17 protein-coding genes are annotated in these 17,689 nt (G+C 38.4%); 2 read left to right on the plus strand and 15 right to left on the minus strand.

Translation table 11 applies throughout. The annotated features are described in order from the left end of the window. Positions 1-16: 16 nt before the first annotated feature. The 5 genes from dltB to IGL70_RS09495 form a co-directional block, all read right to left on the minus strand. Positions 17-1,222: a D-alanyl-lipoteichoic acid biosynthesis protein DltB gene (dltB, locus tag IGL70_RS09475; protein ID WP_104873655.1), complete on the minus strand. Its 1,206-nt coding sequence runs from the start codon at positions 1,220-1,222 to the stop codon at positions 17-19. After that, complete coding sequence (gene dltA, locus IGL70_RS09480; protein ID WP_002294033.1) at positions 1,219-2,733, minus strand: D-alanine--poly(phosphoribitol) ligase subunit DltA; 1,515 nt, start codon at positions 2,731-2,733, stop codon at positions 1,219-1,221. Before dltA ends, dltB begins: the two co-directional genes overlap by 4 nt. A 10-nt stretch (positions 2,734-2,743) precedes the next feature. Further along, complete coding sequence (locus IGL70_RS09485) at positions 2,744-2,893, minus strand: teichoic acid D-Ala incorporation-associated protein DltX (RefSeq protein WP_002288113.1); 150 nt, start codon at positions 2,891-2,893, stop codon at positions 2,744-2,746. A 280-nt stretch (positions 2,894-3,173) separates the two neighbouring features. Next, the gene (locus IGL70_RS09490; RefSeq protein WP_104873656.1) at positions 3,174-5,216 is read right to left on the minus strand and encodes an ABC transporter permease; all 2,043 of its coding nucleotides are present in this window, start codon (positions 5,214-5,216) and stop codon (positions 3,174-3,176) included. Beyond that, a complete protein-coding gene (locus tag IGL70_RS09495; RefSeq protein ID WP_002304285.1) occupies positions 5,206-5,973 on the minus strand; it encodes an ABC transporter ATP-binding protein in 768 nt (255 codons plus the stop codon). Before IGL70_RS09495 ends, IGL70_RS09490 begins: the two co-directional genes overlap by 11 nt. Positions 5,974-6,298: 325 nt before the next feature. Here IGL70_RS09495 and nrdD point away from each other — a divergent pair, with 325 nt between their 5' ends. Together nrdD and nrdG are read left to right on the plus strand one after the other, a co-directional pair. Continuing rightward, the gene (nrdD, locus tag IGL70_RS09500; RefSeq protein ID WP_002288083.1) at positions 6,299-8,488 is read left to right on the plus strand and encodes an anaerobic ribonucleoside-triphosphate reductase; all 2,190 of its coding nucleotides are present in this window, start codon (positions 6,299-6,301) and stop codon (positions 8,486-8,488) included. A 314-nt stretch (positions 8,489-8,802) separates the two neighbouring features. Next, on the plus strand, positions 8,803-9,405 hold the full coding sequence (gene nrdG / locus IGL70_RS09505) for an anaerobic ribonucleoside-triphosphate reductase activating protein (protein ID WP_002288081.1): 603 nt from the start codon (positions 8,803-8,805) through the stop codon (positions 9,403-9,405). Between the two features lie 53 nt (positions 9,406-9,458). Here nrdG and dinB read toward each other — a convergent pair whose 3' ends face one another. The 10 genes from dinB to dnaX form a co-directional block, all read right to left on the minus strand. Next, positions 9,459-10,580 (minus strand): DNA polymerase IV, encoded by a 1,122-nt coding sequence (gene dinB / locus IGL70_RS09510; RefSeq protein ID WP_002294035.1) that lies wholly within the window; start codon positions 10,578-10,580, stop codon positions 9,459-9,461. A 108-nt stretch (positions 10,581-10,688) separates the two neighbouring features. Beyond that, positions 10,689-11,561 carry a 16S rRNA (cytidine(1402)-2'-O)-methyltransferase gene (rsmI, locus tag IGL70_RS09515; protein ID WP_002318291.1) on the minus strand — a complete coding sequence of 291 codons (873 nt, stop codon included), beginning with the start codon at positions 11,559-11,561 and terminating at the stop codon, positions 10,689-10,691. A gap of 68 nt (positions 11,562-11,629) precedes the next feature. Beyond that, positions 11,630-11,977, minus strand: coding sequence for a DNA replication initiation control protein YabA (locus IGL70_RS09520; protein ID WP_002288076.1), 348 nt, complete (start codon positions 11,975-11,977; stop codon positions 11,630-11,632). Continuing rightward, entirely contained in the window at positions 11,970-12,794 is an 825-nt protein-coding gene (locus IGL70_RS09525) for a PSP1 domain-containing protein (protein ID WP_002298875.1), read from the minus strand. The genes IGL70_RS09520 and IGL70_RS09525 overlap by 8 nt, the downstream gene beginning before the upstream one ends. A 35-nt stretch (positions 12,795-12,829) precedes the next feature. Beyond that, on the minus strand, positions 12,830-13,768 hold the full coding sequence (holB, locus tag IGL70_RS09530) for a DNA polymerase III subunit delta' (RefSeq protein WP_002288071.1): 939 nt from the start codon (positions 13,766-13,768) through the stop codon (positions 12,830-12,832). Between the two features lie 13 nt (positions 13,769-13,781). Then, positions 13,782-14,111 (minus strand): cyclic-di-AMP receptor, encoded by a 330-nt coding sequence (locus IGL70_RS09535; protein ID WP_002292340.1) that lies wholly within the window; start codon positions 14,109-14,111, stop codon positions 13,782-13,784. A 14-nt stretch (positions 14,112-14,125) separates the two neighbouring features. Further along, positions 14,126-14,770 (minus strand): dTMP kinase, encoded by a 645-nt coding sequence (gene tmk, locus IGL70_RS09540; protein ID WP_002294039.1) that lies wholly within the window; start codon positions 14,768-14,770, stop codon positions 14,126-14,128. A gap of 63 nt (positions 14,771-14,833) precedes the next feature. Next, positions 14,834-15,430 carry a recombination mediator RecR gene (gene recR, locus IGL70_RS09545; protein ID WP_002296223.1) on the minus strand — a complete coding sequence of 199 codons (597 nt, stop codon included), beginning with the start codon at positions 15,428-15,430 and terminating at the stop codon, positions 14,834-14,836. 24 nt (positions 15,431-15,454) lie between these two features. Continuing rightward, the gene (locus IGL70_RS09550; protein WP_002292337.1) at positions 15,455-15,769 is read right to left on the minus strand and encodes a YbaB/EbfC family nucleoid-associated protein; all 315 of its coding nucleotides are present in this window, start codon (positions 15,767-15,769) and stop codon (positions 15,455-15,457) included. Positions 15,770-15,788: 19 nt separating this feature from the next. Then, on the minus strand, positions 15,789-17,534 hold the full coding sequence (gene dnaX / locus IGL70_RS09555; protein WP_104873657.1) for a DNA polymerase III subunit gamma/tau: 1,746 nt from the start codon (positions 17,532-17,534) through the stop codon (positions 15,789-15,791). Between the last annotated feature and the right edge of the window lie 155 nt (positions 17,535-17,689).

Below are 17,689 nucleotides of genomic sequence, written 5' to 3' on the forward strand. Positions count from 1 at the left end.
AATATGTCACTATTCGTTAGCTAAAAAAAAGTTTATCTAAAAATCCTGAAAAAATCAGGAAGCTAAAACATACCGCTTGAAATGTCAAAAATACGGCTACGCCATGCGTAAATTTGTTAGAAGGCAACTGCTCTTTATGCTTCTTCTTAAATCGGATCCATGCATCTGTCAGACAGATCAGACAAGCATGATACAGTCCATATACGATGTAGTACCACGTCAATCCATGCCATACACCCATTAGAAGAAACAAAGCAAAATAACCGATATTTGACATTACGATCTTGCTTTTAAAAATTTTTTTCTTCATCATGAAGAACATCAATCGCATATATACATAATCACGGAACCAAAAGGACAGCGTCATATGCCAACGATTCCAGAATTCTTTGATATTCCATGATAAAAAAGGTTTATTGAAATTGATTGGTGTCTGATACCCCATCATGTAGCTTGTACCGACTGCAAATAAGCTATAGCCAGCAAAATCAAAAAACAAATACATACTGTACACGTACATATAACCTACTAATGCCCATGAAATACCACCATGCTGTAAGGCAATGCGTCCCACTACAGGAAGCAGTACTTGACCAAAATAATAACCGATAATGAATTTATATAAAAAACCGACAAAAATATTTTGGACGCCTTTTCCCAAAAGATCAACATATTTATCACGAACAGGCGGATGGAGCTGATCTTTTTCAAATCTCCTATAGCGATCGATTGGTCCAGAAGAGATTGTTGGAAAGAACAGCAGAAACTGGATATAACGAAATGGCTTATATGTTTTGATCATGCCATCTCTTATTTCCATGATCATTTGTACAGATTTAAAGGTTAAATAAGAGATTCCTAAAAAACCAAGTAACGATGCTTTTCCATGTTCAAAAAAAGGAGTCACTTTCGTTAAAAACAGTGGAATTATCGCTAAAATAACGGCGGCAAAAAACCATCCTGTCTGATTTTTCCTTTGCCGATAAACAAAATAGCCCCATACAAGTATCGTCTGCCACAAAACATACCCAATCAGCGCCGCTCCCTGTTGCCAATAATTACCTCCAAAGCTGACAAATAAAAAGAAAAGTGTCACTGCTGATTGATAAACTGGTAATCTTTTTTCCCATATCAATAAAGATAGAACGATCGGTACAAGCGCAATGGCTAAAAGAAAAAAATAAAACGGCTCTGCATAAGGGATCATATGAGGTAACATCATTCAGGATTCACCTCAGCTGTTAATTTTTTTCGATCGATTTTTCCATTAACTGTCTGAGGCAGCAGATCGACATAATGGAACTTCTGAGGAATCATATAATCCATCACAACTTCTAGTAATTGTTCTTTGATAGATTTAGTCAACTGAAAATCCGGCTGTTTCGTTTTGTTTTCTAATACGACAAAAGCAACCAGCTGCTGTACTTTTGTTCCTTGGTATTTTGGTACGACGACAGCTTGTTTGATTCGGTTGTCTTGGAGCAGATAATGTTCGATATCCCCGAGTTCAATCCGGTATCCATGTAATTTGACCTGCTGATCCATACGTCCTTCATAAAATAAAAGCCCATCTTCATCTAGTCTACCTGCATCCCCTGTATGGTAACTTGCTAAGTCATTTTGACAAAAGAACGCAGCAGCTGTCTTTTCGGGATTGTTCAGGTAACCTTTTGATACGCTTGGTCCTGCAATAATGATTTCACCCGTTTCTCCTTTTGAAACAGGTTTACCTTCTTGGACAATAGAAACTTTCGTGTCTTTTTTTACGTAGCCAATCGGTAGTCGGTCATAACTATCTAGTACATGCTGGTCAATCTGAATACTTGAAATAGCTACAGTTGCTTCTGTTGGACCGTAAGTATTATATATCCGTGCATTTGGGAATCGATCAAGTAGACTTTCTGCAGTTTTTTTCGTCAATTCTTCTCCGCAAAATAAAAACATGTCCAATTCCGGCACATTTTCTCCATTGAATGTAGGTTCCATCAAGCAAATATCCATAAATGATGGAGTAGAAACCCACACATTCAACTTCAAGGCTGGCAATGTCGCGAATAATTGACGAAAGTCTTGAACAACTGCTTTATTTAACGGCTTCAGCATTCCGCCAGAAACTAATGCAGGATAAATAGAAAATACCGATAAATCAAAAGAAAATGGCGCTTGGGCTAAGAAATGCATACCAGGCTTGATCCCAAAGTCTTCCATCGTCCATTGAACAAAGCTGACTAGATTATCATGACTGATTTGTACGCCTTTTGGTTCTCCAGTAGTACCAGAAGTAAAAATAATATAAAAATTTTCTGTACCTTTTACGCTATTTCTGGGATAAAATCCTACTGGTATCTTCTTGATTTCTTGAAATTCTTTTTTTGTTATGACAGGAACCGAAGGAATATCTTCTATCCAGTCCCCGATACTGATGACCATAGATGGTTTAGCCACCCGAAAGATCGATAGGATACGCTCCTTGGGTGTATGCTCTTCAATCGGCAAATAGGCATGGCCAGATTTGACAACCCCTAGAAATGAGACAATCATTTCAAACTCCAAATTGCCAAAAACGACAATTGGTCCATCGCCTTCTACCTTTTTTTCTAAATAATAAGCAAGTGCGTCTGATGCTTGTTTCAATTCACCAAAAGTATGCGTCTCATCCGCCTGATAAGCAACTCGATCAGGTTCATTTATTCCCCAATCATCGATTGCTTCAATAATCGTTTTGATTTCCATACTCTTCCTCCTAAAATTCGTTATAGATAAAAGTTCCTCCTTGAATATTTTTATAGTGATACAGATAAATCAGGAACAGCAGTACTGCACTATAAAAAATTGTTCGAATGATGAATTTTCCCCAATAATTCAATTTTGGATTAGAACGCCATTTGTTCATTGGATTCCCTCCTCATATAACCTCACACAAAGTGTAACTAATTTTGACAAAAAGAAACATGTGTCTAGCTTACAGAAACCGTTTTTTTACTAACAGTTTTGTCACATAGCTTTTATAAAAATAGCACATCAAATCACTGCTTTTTTCTTTATAATTTCTCGTACTTTTAAAAAATATAAAAAATAAAGAGGTTGTGACAAAAATCGTGTCACAACCTCTTATTCCAAATAAATGGTATTCAAAATTTAGTTCTATTTATTATCTTGTCTTATTCCGTATATCATTCATCGATAATCCGACAATATAACTGACTCGTAATGACATAAAGCAAAAGATAGATAAGGATCAATAAGCCACTCACAAGATAAGCCAACCAGTAATCGGCAGTTTTTATATACTGAGTGAAGACATTGATTGCAAATACTGCGTGAGTGATCCCTAATATCATGGGTGGAAAGAAGGTAAGTGCGTTTTGCTCGAAGATCATCCGTCTGATCCTTCTTTGTGGAATCCCCAGCTTAGTCAATAGGTGATAATTTTCTTTTTCTTCCTCTGCTTCTGCTAATTGCCGGACTGTCAAAATACTACCAGTAGCAATAATCACGATCATCCCGACAAATAGTGTGACAAAAATATTGATACCGATTCGCCGATTAACTGCACGCAATTTCGAATAGCTGGAAGAGAAATTCAAACGAGAGCTTTCTTGGCTAAATTGTGCTTCCTTCATTTGGTCATCCGGAAGTTTCTTTGTGCTAATTTCTCCTTGTAGACTTCCATTTACGATATCATAAGAATAATAAACAGCATTGAGCCACTTTATCGACAGGTCATTGCTCAGTCGTTCATCTATTTTTTCATTATTTCCACCTGATACATCTACATTGACTACTTGATAATCCACACCTTTTGCTTTTTCAAAAACGGTATCATCTACAATCAGTACAGGACTTAGATATACCATTGTTTCGTCACCTAATACACTTGGAAGCATTTGTTGAATCTTCAATTCTTGATTATCTGGCAGTCCAATACTAGATCCATATAATGAAATATTCCGAAAAAGAGTTTGCATTTGATCAAGCAAAACAGTATGACCAGGTGATTTCAAAGAAATGTTCGGCAAATCTGGATTAACTTTTCTGAAGGCTTGATATTGTGTTTCCGTGATCAGATTAGCAGTTTGAAACATAGGTTCTTCGAGATTTTGACTATAGATACTCCCAATGACTTTATAATGCAAGGTGATTTCTTTAGTTATCTTCTGCCCTTCCTCTGCTAGAATCGGCTTGATTTTTTTCTCTGTCTCAACATCAAACTGATAGTCCATCGGGGAGGAAACTTTCTCCTGGTAGGATAAAATAGTAGAGATACTAGCCGTGCCGCCAATTGTCATTAAAGAAATTCCGAGAATGACTGTAATCAGAGAATTTGTACGCCAACTTTTGAGCAAATGAACTTGCGTGTTACCCATTATCAAAAAATTGATACCATAGTAATAAATCTTCCATTTACTCAATATGATCAAAAATAACCGAAATGTATAACAGAAAAACAAATAAGTACCGACCACACAAACGAAAAAAATTAAAAAAGGAAAAAAGAAAACTAATGTATCAAGATAATGATAACTGATCATCCATGAAGTGATTTCCCTAAAATGACTAGCTCCAAAATATCCGCTCGTTAAAAGTAGTAACCCGATGACTGCGAGTAATCGGTGCCTTGTCCTGAAGCGCATTGTTGAACTATCTGCTTGTTCTTTTTCTCCAAAACTTCGAATCATTGGATAGCGCCATATTTTCCATATTGAATATACAGATACTGCTAAAAGGATGATGAAAAAAGCAAATAAAGTATCTACTACTGATGGAATGGAGATAAAAAATGGACTAGTAAGATCCATATCCATCATTCGAACCAAAATCATTGAAAAGAGTTTGGAAAAAATAATACCGAGTAATATCCCAGAAATACAGGCGAACAATCCAATTATCATGATTTCTAACACATATATACCTGATATCTGCAGTTTATTCATACCAAAAAGCTGATAGATGCCTATTTCCTTTTGCCTTCTATTCAAGAAAAATCGGTTGGCACTGAATACGAAAAAAAGCAAAACAACAGTAATGATAAATCCGCCAAAACTCAATCCACCATCTATCGAAGTATCTTGACTTGCTCTTCTGACTAAAGATTGATCGTAGGTCATTGCGCTGAAGGAATAATAGATCATTACGGATAAAGTCAAACTGAAAAAATAAACAAGATAGCCTCGTGACTGCCGAAAAAAACTTTTAACGGCTAGTTTATACAGCATTCATTTTTCCTCCTCCGCCAATCGTCGCCTGCATGTCTATTACTTTCTCAAAGAACTCTCTTCTTGTCCCTCTTCTGACAACTTCAGAAAAAATCACACCATCTTTAATAAATAAAATTCTATCGCAGTAGCTTGCTGTATATGGATCATGGGTGACTAACAGTATCGTTGCTTTTTCTTTTTGATTCATGGTCTTCAAGTAGTTCAACAATTCTGTAGCCGACTTCGAGTCCAAAGAGCCAGTTGGTTCATCTGCAAAAATCACTTGTGGCTGAACAACAAGTGCTCTAGCAGCTGCAATTCGTTGTCTCTGTCCGACAGAAAGTTCATCGGGATACCGTTTGAGCAGTTCTTCTATATTCAACAATTGAGCTACATGTCTTACTCTCTTTTCCATTTCCTCTTTAGTCATCCGTTCAACTGCTAGGGGCAATAGGATATTGTCTTTTGCATTTAGGGTATCGATCAAATTGAACTCTTGAAAAATGAATCCTAGTTTTTTTCGACGAAAGTCACTGAGCTCACTATTTTTCATTTTTGTGATTTCTTTTCCTTGGATCGAGACACTGCCCATCGTAGGCAAATTGATCGTGGACAAGATATTCATCAGCGTTGTCTTTCCTGCACCACTTGGGCCCATAATCCCAACAAACTCGCCTTCTTCTACTGTAAATGAGATATTATCTAAGGCTTTGACGGGAGAAAGTTTGCTGCCGTAGCTTTTACTTAGATGTTTCACTTCGATCATCTTTTCCAATTCTTCTCCTCCTCTTTCATTTTTCATTTCTATTTATTTGCATAGTAGCATATCTACGAATAATTTGCTCTTATGTTTTTGTCACTTTTACTTGGACTGAATAAAAAATTTTATTCAATTATTTTATTCAGCAAAATTAAATATGCAAAAAACAAATCCACCAGCTACAAGTTTTCACCTTTTTTCACAATAAAATATACACTACATATAGTATAGAAATCCAATTATACAGCACATTGAATACTATATATAGCCGATATTTAGTTGCTCCTTCCCAGATTTTGTTTTATGATAGACAAGAACAATTTAGCAGGAGTTGAAGATAATGAAAGTAAATTATGAAGAAAAAACTGTCGTTACTCAGCAGCCAGAGACATCCCAGATGAAAGTCATCAAACGCGATGGCCGCCATGTTGATTTCGATGAACAAAAGATCAATGAAGCACTGATCAAAGCAGAAAAGAAAATTCACGGCTCATTATCACCACTTACTTATGAAAAAATTCAAATGATTGCAGACTTGGTTGTCCAAGAAATCAAAAGCCGGTTTGCTGAAAATGTCAAAATCTATGAGATTCAAAACATCGTGGAACATATATTACTAGAAAAAAACGAATATGAATTAGCAGAAGAGTACATCAATTATCGTACCAAACGAGATTTTGCTCGCAGTAAAGCAACAGATATCAACTTTTCGATTGAAAAGCTAATCAACAAGGACCAAACTGTCGTGAACGAAAACGCAAATAAAGACAGTAATGTTTTCAATACACAGCGAGATCTGACAGCCGGGATCGTTGGAAAATCAATCGGACTGAAAATGTTGCCACCACATATAGCAAATGCGCATCAAAAAGGCGATATCCATTACCATGATTTGGATTATCATCCTTATACACCGATGACGAATTGCTGCTTGATTGATTTCAAAGGCATGCTGAACAATGGGTTCAAAATCGGCAATGCCGAAGTCGAATCGCCAAAATCTATCCAGACCGCCACAGCACAAATCTCACAGATTATTGCCAATGTAGCGTCAAGTCAATATGGTGGCTGTTCTGCCGACCGAACAGATGAATTGCTTGCTCCTTTTGCAGAATTGAACTATAAAAAACATCTAAAAGATGCGGAAGAATGGATCGATTCGCCAGAACGCCAAAAAGAATATGCAAAAGCAAAGACCAAAAAAGATATCTTCGATGCTATGCAAAGTTTGGAATATGAAATCAATACCTTATTTACTTCAAATGGACAAACTCCTTTCACTTCATTAGGATTTGGACTAGGAGAAAACTGGTTTGAAAGAGAAATTCAAAAAGCAATTTTACAGATTCGAATCAATGGATTAGGGAGTGAAAAGCGGACAGCTATCTTCCCTAAACTGATCTTCACTTTGAAAAAAGGTGTGAACTTAAACCCTGAAGATCCTAATTACGACATCAAACAACTAGCATTGGAATGTGCAACGAAAAGAATGTATCCTGATATTCTGAATTACGATAAAATCGTTGAATTAACTGGAAGTTTCAAAGTACCTATGGGCTGTCGTTCATTCTTGCAAGGGTGGAAAGACGAAAATGGTCAAGAAGTAAATGTCGGACGAATGAATTTAGGTGTTGTTACATTGAATTTGCCAAGAATCGCGATCGAATCAAAAGGAGATCAGAATAAATTCTGGCAGTTACTGTCTGACCGCTTAGAAATCATGAAAGATGCTCTTCTCTATCGTGTAGAACGTTGTAAAGAAGCCATTCCTGCAAATGCACCAATTTTATATATGTATGGTGCTTTCGGGAAACGTCTTTCACGTACCGATTCTGTCAATGAATTATTCAAAAACCGTCGAGCTACTGTATCGTTAGGCTACATTGGATTATATGAAGTTGCTTCAGCTTTCTTCGGTGGCGAATGGGAAACAAACCCAGAAGCAAAAGCTTTCACACTTGATATCGTCAAAGAATTAAAAGCTAATGCAGATGCATGGGGGGATGAATATGGTTATCATTTCAGTGTCTATTCAACTCCAAGTGAAAGTCTAACTGACCGTTTCTGCCGTTTGGATACAGAAAAATTCGGCATCATCGAAAATATCACAGATAAAGAATATTATACAAACAGTTTCCACTATGATGTGCGTAAAAACCCAACGCCATTTGAAAAATTGGAATTTGAGAAGGATTATCCAAAATATTGTTCAGGTGGATTCATCCACTACTGTGAATACCCTATGCTCCAACAAAATCCGAAAGCTTTAGAAGCTGTATGGGATTTTGCATATGACAAAATCGGGTATCTTGGTACGAATACGCCAATCGATCATTGCTATCAATGTGGTTTCGAAGGTGATTTCAAACCGACAGAACGAGGATTCGAATGTCCAGAATGTGGAAATCATGATCCAAAAACATGTGATGTAGTCAAACGTACTTGTGGCTATTTAGGAAATCCGCAAGCTCGTCCGATGGTACATGGCCGCCATAAAGAAATTTCCTCACGTGTGAAACACATGAAATGAGGTTGTGAAAAAGCTGTCCTGCATCAAGTAATAAGAACAGCTAAACAAAAATAGCTCCTCATATTTTTCGTTTAGTTGGGCTTATTACTGCAGATGCAAGCTTTTGAACACCGTTTATTCAGAATAAGAGGCTATGACAAGTCTTTTTTCACCACCCTCTTTCGATGGCTTTGTATCTTTGAACGCCCTCTATCAAAATAAGAACAAGCTTTCTTGAACAATGGATTTAGGTCAGTTTGTTCTTATTTATGTGGTCGAGTAGATTTTATCTTCAATAGCTATATCTTTGAACCTTAAATGAAAGAAGTTTTTTTATGAGAAATCCAAAACCAAAAGAATGGTTAGCAAAAGACTACAGCCAAAACTATATTGCTGACTACAAACCGTTTAATTTTGTCGATGGTGAAGGTGTCCGCAACAGTCTTTACGTTAGTGGCTGCTTATTTGCCTGCGAAGGCTGCTTCAACAAAGCTGCACAAAATTTCCGATATGGCAAACCATTCACACCTGAATTAGAAGAACAAATCATCGCTGACTTGCGCAACGATTACGTGCAAGGTTTAACTTTACTTGGTGGCGAACCTTTTTTGAATACAGATGTTTGTCTGCAAGTCGTACGACGTATCCGAAAAGAGTTCGGTACGACAAAAGATATCTGGTCATGGACAGGCTATACCTTTGATGAATTGCTACAAGATTCAGAAGATAAATTAGAACTCCTTTCGCAAATCGATATCCTTGTTGACGGACGCTTTGAATTAAGCAAACGTGACCTAAAACTACAATTTCGCGGAAGTAGCAACCAGCGGATCATTGACGTCCAAAAATCTTTAGAATCCAATCAAGTTGTGATTTGGGAAAAATGTACGGATGCAACAGAAACCTATGAACAAATCAAAAAGCAAGACTTAATATAAAAACAGCTTTGGGAGAGAAAACGGATTTCCGGTTTCAACTCTCAAAGCTGTTTTTATATTTCTTGATTTTCCCATAATGGAAGGACGATGTTTTCATAAGTCATCGGGTCCAGATTCGTCAAAGTAATCCCTAACAATCGGATCCCTTTTTCTACTCCCAAGATTTCCTCCCATATAAGGCTTGCTTGATAAAAGAGTGCTTCTTTTTTATAGATATATTCTGGCAATGTCACTCTTTTGGTCACAGTAGAATAGTCCGTGTACCTGACCTTCAAAACTACTGTTTTCCCATGTTTTTGGACTCTTCTCAGTGCTTCTTCTACTTTTTCAGCTAGTTGGCGCAACTGAGTCAGCACTGCTTCTTCCGTTTGCAACGGCTGCCCATAAGTATGCTCTTTTCCCACAGATTTTCGCTCTCTTGTAACGTTTACTGGAGAATCATGGATTCCTCTGACTTTACGATAAAGAGAATAGCCCATTTTTCCAAAATTTCGAATCAACATCATTTCTGTGCATTCATATAGGTCTTTTCCTGTATAAATCCCTAGCTCATGCATTCTAGGTACAGTTTTCTTCCCTACCCCATGAAATTTTTCAATTGGCAAAGCTTTTAAAAATGGCACAGCGTCTTGAGGGGCAACTACCGTGATTCCTCTAGGTTTTTGATAGTCTGATGCTAATTTGGCCAAAAACTTATTGTAACTTACTCCCGCAGAACATGTTAGCTGGACACTCTCCCAAATATCTGCTTGGATCATTCGGGCGATTTTGATGGCTGACTTGCAATTGATTTTATTTTCGGTCACATCAAGATACGCTTCATCGATACTAACTGGTTCCACAATATCTGTATAACGATAGAATACTTCCCGTACTTGTTTGGAAATATCGCTGTATTTATGATGGTCGCCAGGCTTAAAGATGGCTTGCGGACAAAGCTCATACGCTTTTTGTGCACTCATTGCTGAATGAATTCCGAATTTTCTTGCTTCATAATTTGCTGTAGTCACTACTCCACGCCCGCCAGTGTCACTGGGGTGTCTGGCAATTACTAATGGATGTCCGCGAAACTCAGGATGATCTCGTTCTTCAACCGAAGCGAAAAAAGCATCCATATCAATATGAATGATTTTTCTTGATGTATCATTATGTAAAGGAAATTGCAGCTCCATCATCCTCACCTCTTATTTATTATACAAGAACATTCGTTCGCGTTCAAGAGATTTGAAAAGTTAGTAGCTGATTTCCCCATTAGTCTTTCATTATAGACAACTTATACTATCTCAGTCTAATTCATGGTACTGACGGTAGACTTCTTGTTTTTTCAGCCCATTTTTCAGCGCTACTGCTTTGATAGCAGCATTTGGTTTTTCGCCTGAAGCGATCTTTGCTTCTACTTGTTCCTTTAACGTTCCCAACTCTTCATCAACTTCCGTCACTGGCGTTTCAAACAAATTCCCTTCTACAAGCAGACAACATTCACCCTTTACTGGATGTTCTTCGATATAAGCGAGTAGCTCTTCCGTACTTCCTCTAAGGTATTCTTCATGGACTTTTGTCAATTCTCGACACAAAACGACTTGGCGATTTCCAAAAATTTCTAAGAAATTTGTCAATGTAGCAGTGATCCGATAAGGTGACTCATAAAAAATCAGCGTAGCTGTCTGTTCTTTTAGCTTTTTCAATGTTTCTTTCTGTTCTTTTTTCTTACGTGGAAGGAAGCCATAAAATAAAAATGGTTGAGGCACTAGCCCTGAAGCAATCAAAGCCGTCATCCCAGCTGTAGGTCCTGGGATAGAGATCACAGAAATCCCTTCTTTTATGCAGGCTAAAACTAGCTCATGTCCAGGATCGCTGATGGAAGGCATTCCTGCGTCACTGACTTGAGCAATCGTTTTTCCTTCTTTTAACAAAGCAATCAATTGAGGGACACGTTCTTTATAATTATGTTCATGTAAACTTTTTTGGGGTGTATGGATTTCAAAATGATTCAATAACTTTTGTGTATTACGCGTATCCTCACTTGCGATAAGATCGGATTCTTGCAGCATACGAACACTTCTGTAGCTCATATCTTCTAAATTTCCAATTGGCGTCGGTACAAGATATAAATCCCCATATACCGGATTTCCCTTGAAACTTTTTTGATTATACATCTGTCACAATCTCCTTAATAAAAAGACTGGAGCAGTATTTCTCCGCTCCAGTCTCCTCTTGTTATTGGTCATCGACCGCTTTCGCGATAGATCACTTCTAGACAAAACGCACAAGGCTCGTCATTGTCCCTTCTTGATCCATATAAATCGTAGCAGACATGGAATCCTTCTTCATAAATTTTTTCAAGATTCATACGAGACTTAGAAAGTTCCTGCTTCACATTTTCAGCTGGAGCTTGTGCAACTTGGTTCAATTCCCGCAGGTGTTCCCGCAGACGTTGATTTTCCATCTCCAAAGTTGTATTTTTTTCTACGATCTCATGCAAAGCATGCTTCATTTCAACAAGTTCTGTTAATGTATTTCTCAACTCTGATTCTAATTGATTCAATCCGTCGTATAATGATCTCTTATCCATTCATCTCACCTACTTGGATAAATTCTTTCAATTCATCCCATTCATATTCGACAGGATTTTCCCGTCCAGTCAGCCGAATACTAACGATACGGCTAAGCAGATTCAACCCTACGACTTTCCCTTTACCATCAGGTGTAGCAATTACTTTTCCAAAGTCAGGGAGTTCTTTTTTCGCTGTCTCGTATTCTTCGCTCTCATATTGCAGACAGCACATCAAGCGTCCGCATAAACCGGAAATTTTTGTTGGATTCAAAGATAAACTTTGATCTTTTGCCATTTTGATTGATACAGGCACGAAATCGCCTAAAAAAGAAGAACAGCATAATGGACGCCCACATGGACCAATTCCGCCTATTATCTTTGCTTCATCGCGGACACCAATTTGTCGAAGCTCAATACGAGTACGAAATACAGCGGCCAGATCTTTTACCAATTCTCTAAAGTCAATTCGCCCGTCCGCCGTGAAAGAAAAAATCAATTTATTTCGATCAAATGTGTATTCAGCTTTGACCATTTTCATTTCCAACTCACGCAACTGCACTTTTTCTTTTGCGATTTTCAATGCATCATGAGCATCTTTTTTGTTTTTTTTGTCTTTTTCTAATTCAGCTTGTGACGCTTTATGCAAGATCGGACGGATAGCTTCAGGAAGGTCATTGGGATCAATCTCTTTTTTAGGAAGGACAACAGTAGCAATATGTAAGGATTGCTGAGATTCGACTAATACCTTGTCATTATAAACATATTCAGAGTCTCCTGGTGCAAAATAATAGATATGACCTGCATCTCTATATCGGACACCTACTACTTCTACCATTTCCATCCTCCTTGATCATCATCCTTTGCGGCAAGCTAAAAAATCGTATGCAAAACGAACTGTTCCGCAACAGCCTGAAAACTGACATTGCTGCGTAGTTTCTGCTCTGCGATCAATATCCGTTCAATTATCTGGTTTATCTGTTTCACTTTGCCATATTCGCCGTTTGCTACTGCTTGACGCTGTGCTTCCTGATAATAAAACATCAAGACAGATAATCCTGTAAACTGTTGTGTTTTTTCTTTAAATGATTTTACCAATTTTTTTTGGACATAGATAAAGGCTTGAGTATCTTGCTTTTGCAAGTAAACGAACCATTGATAAATCAAGTCCTTAGCATCATTAAACCATTCATCTTGAGAGATTTCAACTGCTTTTCCTAAACTGTTTGTTAAGAAAGCCAAAAGTTTTGCTTTTTCCAATGGAATCTGCTCTTCTTGCAATCGATGGATCAGTGCTTCTTTCGAAAGTTCTTGAAAATGCAGAACTTGACAACGAGATTGAATAGTAGGGAGAATTCTTCCTACTGCATCTGTTTCTAACACCGCTAAAAAATCTCCAGGGGGCTCTTCCAAGAATTTCAACAAACTGTTTGCCGCACTGCTATTCATTTTTTCAGCTTCTTTGATCAAAAAAACTTTTTTTCTTGATTCGTAACCGCTGCGACTGAATTCCGTCTGCAAACGTCTGATCTGATCGACTTTGATGGTTTGTCCTTCCGGTTCAATAACCAAAACATCTGGATGTTCTTTCTTTTCGATCCGCTGACAATTGTTGCATTTTCCACAAGGCAGATTGTCTTTCATTTGGGTACAGAACAGGTGCTGTGCAAGCCATATACCTACTTCATGTTTTCCTGTTCCTTTCTCCCCTTCAAAAAGATAAGCATGAGCGATACGCCCATGCTCAAAACTCCGTTGAAGCTGCTGATACACGATCGGTTGCATTTGAGCCAAGTTTATTTCTTGATTCATAGCTCAGCTCCTCCTAAAATTGATGGAATCCTTCAACAGGTAAGACGAAGACTGTGGCACCGCCTACTTCTACTTCTACTGGATAAGGGACGCCCCCATCCATCGAAATATCCAGTGTAACAGGTGTAGATACAAATTGCTTTCTTGATTCACACGTTTTTTTGATGATTTCCAATGCTTCTTCTACACGGTCATCTTCAATACCCACGATAAACGTGCTGTTTCCAGCCTTAAGGAAGCCGCCTGTCGATGATAGTTTTGTGGCACGGATATTTGCATCAATCAATTCATTTGATAAACGGTTGCTGTCTTTGTCTTGGATAATCGCTAAAATAATTTTCATAAACGTTCACCTTCCTAGTTTTCAAAAAATTGCGGATACTGTTCAATAATTGTATGATAACTTGTTTGCAGCACTTCTTCAAAGCTTTTTCTTGCATCAACTTTGTGGATTCTTTCCGGATTCTCTTCTGCCAGCTTTAAGTAAGCATGACGTACACGCTGGTGGAATTCCAAACCTTCCGAATCTAAACGGTCGATTTGATTTTGTCTGTTTTTCTTGATTCTTCTTAATCCGGTGTCTGAATCTACGTCAAGATAAAGGGTAAAATCCGGCGTAGTACCTTCTGTAGCAAACTCATTCAACCGAGCAATCTCGGTAACGCCGATGCGTCGGCCTGCACCTTGATAAGCAAGAGAACTGTCGACAAATCTATCGCATAAAACGATTTTCCCTTTTGCCAGAGCAGGCAGAACCTTTTCGACTAGATGTTGTCTTCTTGCCGCTGCATAAAGCAGTGCTTCCGTACGTTCATCCATCCGATCATTTTTTGGATCAAGGATCACTGCTCGGATCTCTTCAGCAATCGGAATGCCTCCTGGTTCTCTTGTTTGAATGATTTCTGTTTTTGCTACTTCTTTCAAAAGAGGGTAAAGTTCATTCAAGATGCTGGTTTTTCCTGCACCATCAGGCCCCTCGATTGTAATAAATAGTCCGTTCACATTGTTGCCCCCATCTCTTGTGCTGCTTTTATATTGTATCTGAAAAAACACTTAATTAGAAATTTATAACTCACGTCTTCCTTCGACAGCTTTCAATAAAGTAACTTCATCTGCATACTCGATATCAGAGCCTACAGACAGACCATGTGCTAGACGAGTCACTTTGATACCTGCGGGTTTGATCAGACGTGAGAGATACATAGCTGTTGCTTCTCCCTCTGTTGTTGCATTTGTTGCGATAATCACTTCTTTTACATCTGCATCATGCAGCCGCTGCAACAGAGAAGAAATATTGATGTCTTCTGGACCTGTCCCTTCCATCGGTGATAACACACCATGGAGAACATGATAAAGTCCGTGATATTCTCGCATTTTTTCCATTGCCATTACATCTTTCGGCTCTTCGACCACTAGGATAACGCTTCGATCACGTGAAGGATTTCTACATATTTCGCAGGGATCTTCTTCTGTGATATTTCCGCAGATACTACAAAAATGCAAATCGCGTTTTACACTTAACAAAGATTTAGCAAATTCATTTACTACTTCATCTTTCATATCGATCGTATAAAAGGCGAGTCTTGTCGCTGTTTTCTGACCGATTCCTGGAAGTTTCATGTAGCTGTCGATCAGTTTCGCAATTGGTTCTGGATATTGCATATTCATTACTCCTTCAGTTTAAAACTAAAATCCTGGCAAACCTTTTGCGTATTTCCCTAATTTTTTCTCAGTTTCCACATCAATTTGTGCGATCGCATCATTGACTGCCATTACGACAAGATCCTGAAGCATCTCGATATCATCAGGATCAACGACTTCTTCATTGATTTGGATATCTTTCATGCGACGATCGCCTGTAAAAACCGCTTTGACCAATTCATTGGTGGCTTTACCTGTAAACTCTGTTTTATTTAGCAGCTCTTGTGCTTCTGCCATTTCTTTTTGCATTTTTTGTACTTGTTTCATCATGCCTTGCATATTGCCCATTCCACGCATCATAATTATCTACTCCTTTTTATTAATCATCTACCACTGTAACAGCTTCGGAGCCAAACAGTTCCTCTGCTTTTACTACAAGTGTTTCTTCTGGTACTTCTTGTTCTTGAGGAAGCAACTCGATTTCTCCTTCTGAGTCTTCAGAAGCAAAAGAGTTTTCTGTTCCCTCTTCTTGTGCCTGCGTCAAATAATTTCTTCGAAGTTCTGGCCAGCTTTCTCTCGTAATATAAACAGGATCAGGCGCATAATCTTTGATCATTCGGCTTAAGTTGTTGTGTACCGAAAGCTGCAATTCTTCGTCATTTGCTGCTCTTTGACAAACAATCTCATAATCAAACGCAATCACTAGTCCTGTAGGTCCAGCTGCAACTGGTTCGCTTGCTTTAAGCATTGCTCGCTGAGTGACAGATAGACTCATCAGCAAGTCTTCCCATACTTCTTTTACTTGGTTCAGATGCTGTCTTGTCGCTTCCCGCAGAACTTTATATACTCGTTCCGTCGGTACACGATAGATACTTGTCTGTTTTTTATGATTTGTTTGCTGTACCGGCTGTACTTTTGTATTCTCAATTCCTGTATTACTACGTAGTTCCTTGATTTCGTTTCTTAGTTCCTTAATCTCTTGTTGTAGCTGTTTTACTATCTGATCATCTGCAAATGCTACATCTGCTGAAGGAACAGAAGCAGACGGTAGCTGAGCAAGTTTGACTGTAGCGACTTCCAAATAAATAGCGGCACTATTGGTAAAACGAATTTCATTTTGAGTATCGCTCAAAATCTTTATCATTGAAAACAGCTGATCCGCTGAAACAGTTTGTGCCAATTCTGTAAATGTACTTCTGATCGTACTCGATTGTTCCTCAACTAGGTTAGGTGCTTGCTGATACATCAGCAAGTCACGGCAGTATTGTAACATATCCTCTAGAAAGCGACGTGATTCTTTGCCGGCTGCGAGAATTTGGTTCAATGTTTCCAATGCTTCTGGTACTTCTTTTTTCACGCAAGCGCTCAAGTAACTGTCCATCATTTCGTCAGTTAAGCTACCTGTCACTTGCATGGCATCATCTAAAGTAATTGTTCCTTCACTAAACGAGATTGCCTGATCAAGAATACTCAATGCATCCCGCATCCCGCCTTCTGCAGAACGGGCAATCACATTCAATGCAGCTGGTTCATAGCTGATAGTCGATTCTTTCAAGATAAATTCAAGATGTTCGACAATATCTGCCGTATTGATCCGTTTAAAATCAAATCGCTGAGTCCGTGAAATGATCGTAGCTGGTATTTTGTGAGGTTCGGTCGTTGCTAAGATGAATATGACACTTTCTTTTGGCTCTTCCAATGTTTTCAACAAGGCATTGAAAGCTCCTGTTGAAAGCATATGTACCTCATCAATAATGTACACTTTGTACGCTGCCTTTGTAGGCGCATAATTTGCCCGATCACGGATAAATCGGATTTCTTCGACTCCGTTGTTGCTGGCAGCATCGATTTCGATCACATCTTCTTGCGTACCAGCAGTAATTGATCGACACATTTCGCATTCGTTGCATGGCTCGCCGTCTTTACTGTTCGGACAGTTGATTGCTTTTGCGAAAATCTTTGCTGCACTCGTCTTTCCGGTTCCTCTGGGTCCTGTAAACAAGTAGGCATGTGAGGTTTTGTGGGAAACAATAGCATTTTTTAGTGTCTGTGTCACAGCTTTTTGTCCAACGATGTCTTCGAAACGCTGCGAACGCCAGACTCGATAAAGTGCTTGATATGCCATAAGGATCCCCCTTTTTTAAAAAATTCACTATCTCTTATTATACGTGATATTGGGTAAAAAAACTACTATCCTTCTCGGCTTTTTCAGGTATTTAATCAATACGCAAGTTTCCATTTCAATTCCGTCTCTAGTCCGAGAAGTTTCACTTCTTCCTA

This window comes from Enterococcus sp. DIV0901a, from assembly GCF_051711525.1.
In the GTDB taxonomy this organism is placed as follows: Bacteria; Bacillota; Bacilli; order Lactobacillales; family Enterococcaceae; genus Enterococcus_B; species Enterococcus_B faecium.

Excerpts from the sequence above, each read along its gene's own strand:
- rsmI (WP_002318291.1), bottom strand. The coding sequence starts at position 11,561 with ATGTATAATCAAAAAAGTTTCAAGGGAAATCCGGTATATGGGGATTTA.
- holB (WP_002288071.1), bottom strand. The coding sequence starts at position 13,768 with ATGAATCAAGAAATAAACTTGGCTCAAATGCAACCGATCGTGTATCAG.
- dltB (WP_104873655.1), bottom strand. The coding sequence starts at position 1,222 with ATGATGTTACCTCATATGATCCCTTATGCAGAGCCGTTTTATTTTTTT.
- recR (WP_002296223.1), bottom strand. The coding sequence starts at position 15,430 with ATGCAATATCCAGAACCAATTGCGAAACTGATCGACAGCTACATGAAA.
- IGL70_RS09490 (WP_104873656.1), bottom strand. The coding sequence starts at position 5,216 with ATGCTGTATAAACTAGCCGTTAAAAGTTTTTTTCGGCAGTCACGAGGC.
- nrdG (WP_002288081.1), top strand. The coding sequence starts at position 8,803 with ATGAGAAATCCAAAACCAAAAGAATGGTTAGCAAAAGACTACAGCCAA.
- dinB (WP_002294035.1), bottom strand. The coding sequence starts at position 10,580 with ATGATGGAGCTGCAATTTCCTTTACATAATGATACATCAAGAAAAATC.
- nrdD (WP_002288083.1), top strand. The coding sequence starts at position 6,299 with ATGAAAGTAAATTATGAAGAAAAAACTGTCGTTACTCAGCAGCCAGAG.
- IGL70_RS09525 (WP_002298875.1), bottom strand. The coding sequence starts at position 12,794 with ATGGTAGAAGTAGTAGGTGTCCGATATAGAGATGCAGGTCATATCTAT.
- IGL70_RS09535 (WP_002292340.1), bottom strand. The coding sequence starts at position 14,111 with ATGAAAATTATTTTAGCGATTATCCAAGACAAAGACAGCAACCGTTTA.
- dltA (WP_002294033.1), bottom strand. The coding sequence starts at position 2,733 with ATGGAAATCAAAACGATTATTGAAGCAATCGATGATTGGGGAATAAAT.
- IGL70_RS09550 (WP_002292337.1), bottom strand. The coding sequence starts at position 15,769 with ATGATGCGTGGAATGGGCAATATGCAAGGCATGATGAAACAAGTACAA.
- dnaX (WP_104873657.1), bottom strand. The coding sequence starts at position 17,534 with ATGGCATATCAAGCACTTTATCGAGTCTGGCGTTCGCAGCGTTTCGAA.
- IGL70_RS09485 (WP_002288113.1), bottom strand. The coding sequence starts at position 2,893 with ATGAACAAATGGCGTTCTAATCCAAAATTGAATTATTGGGGAAAATTC.
- IGL70_RS09520 (WP_002288076.1), bottom strand. The coding sequence starts at position 11,977 with ATGGATAAGAGATCATTATACGACGGATTGAATCAATTAGAATCAGAG.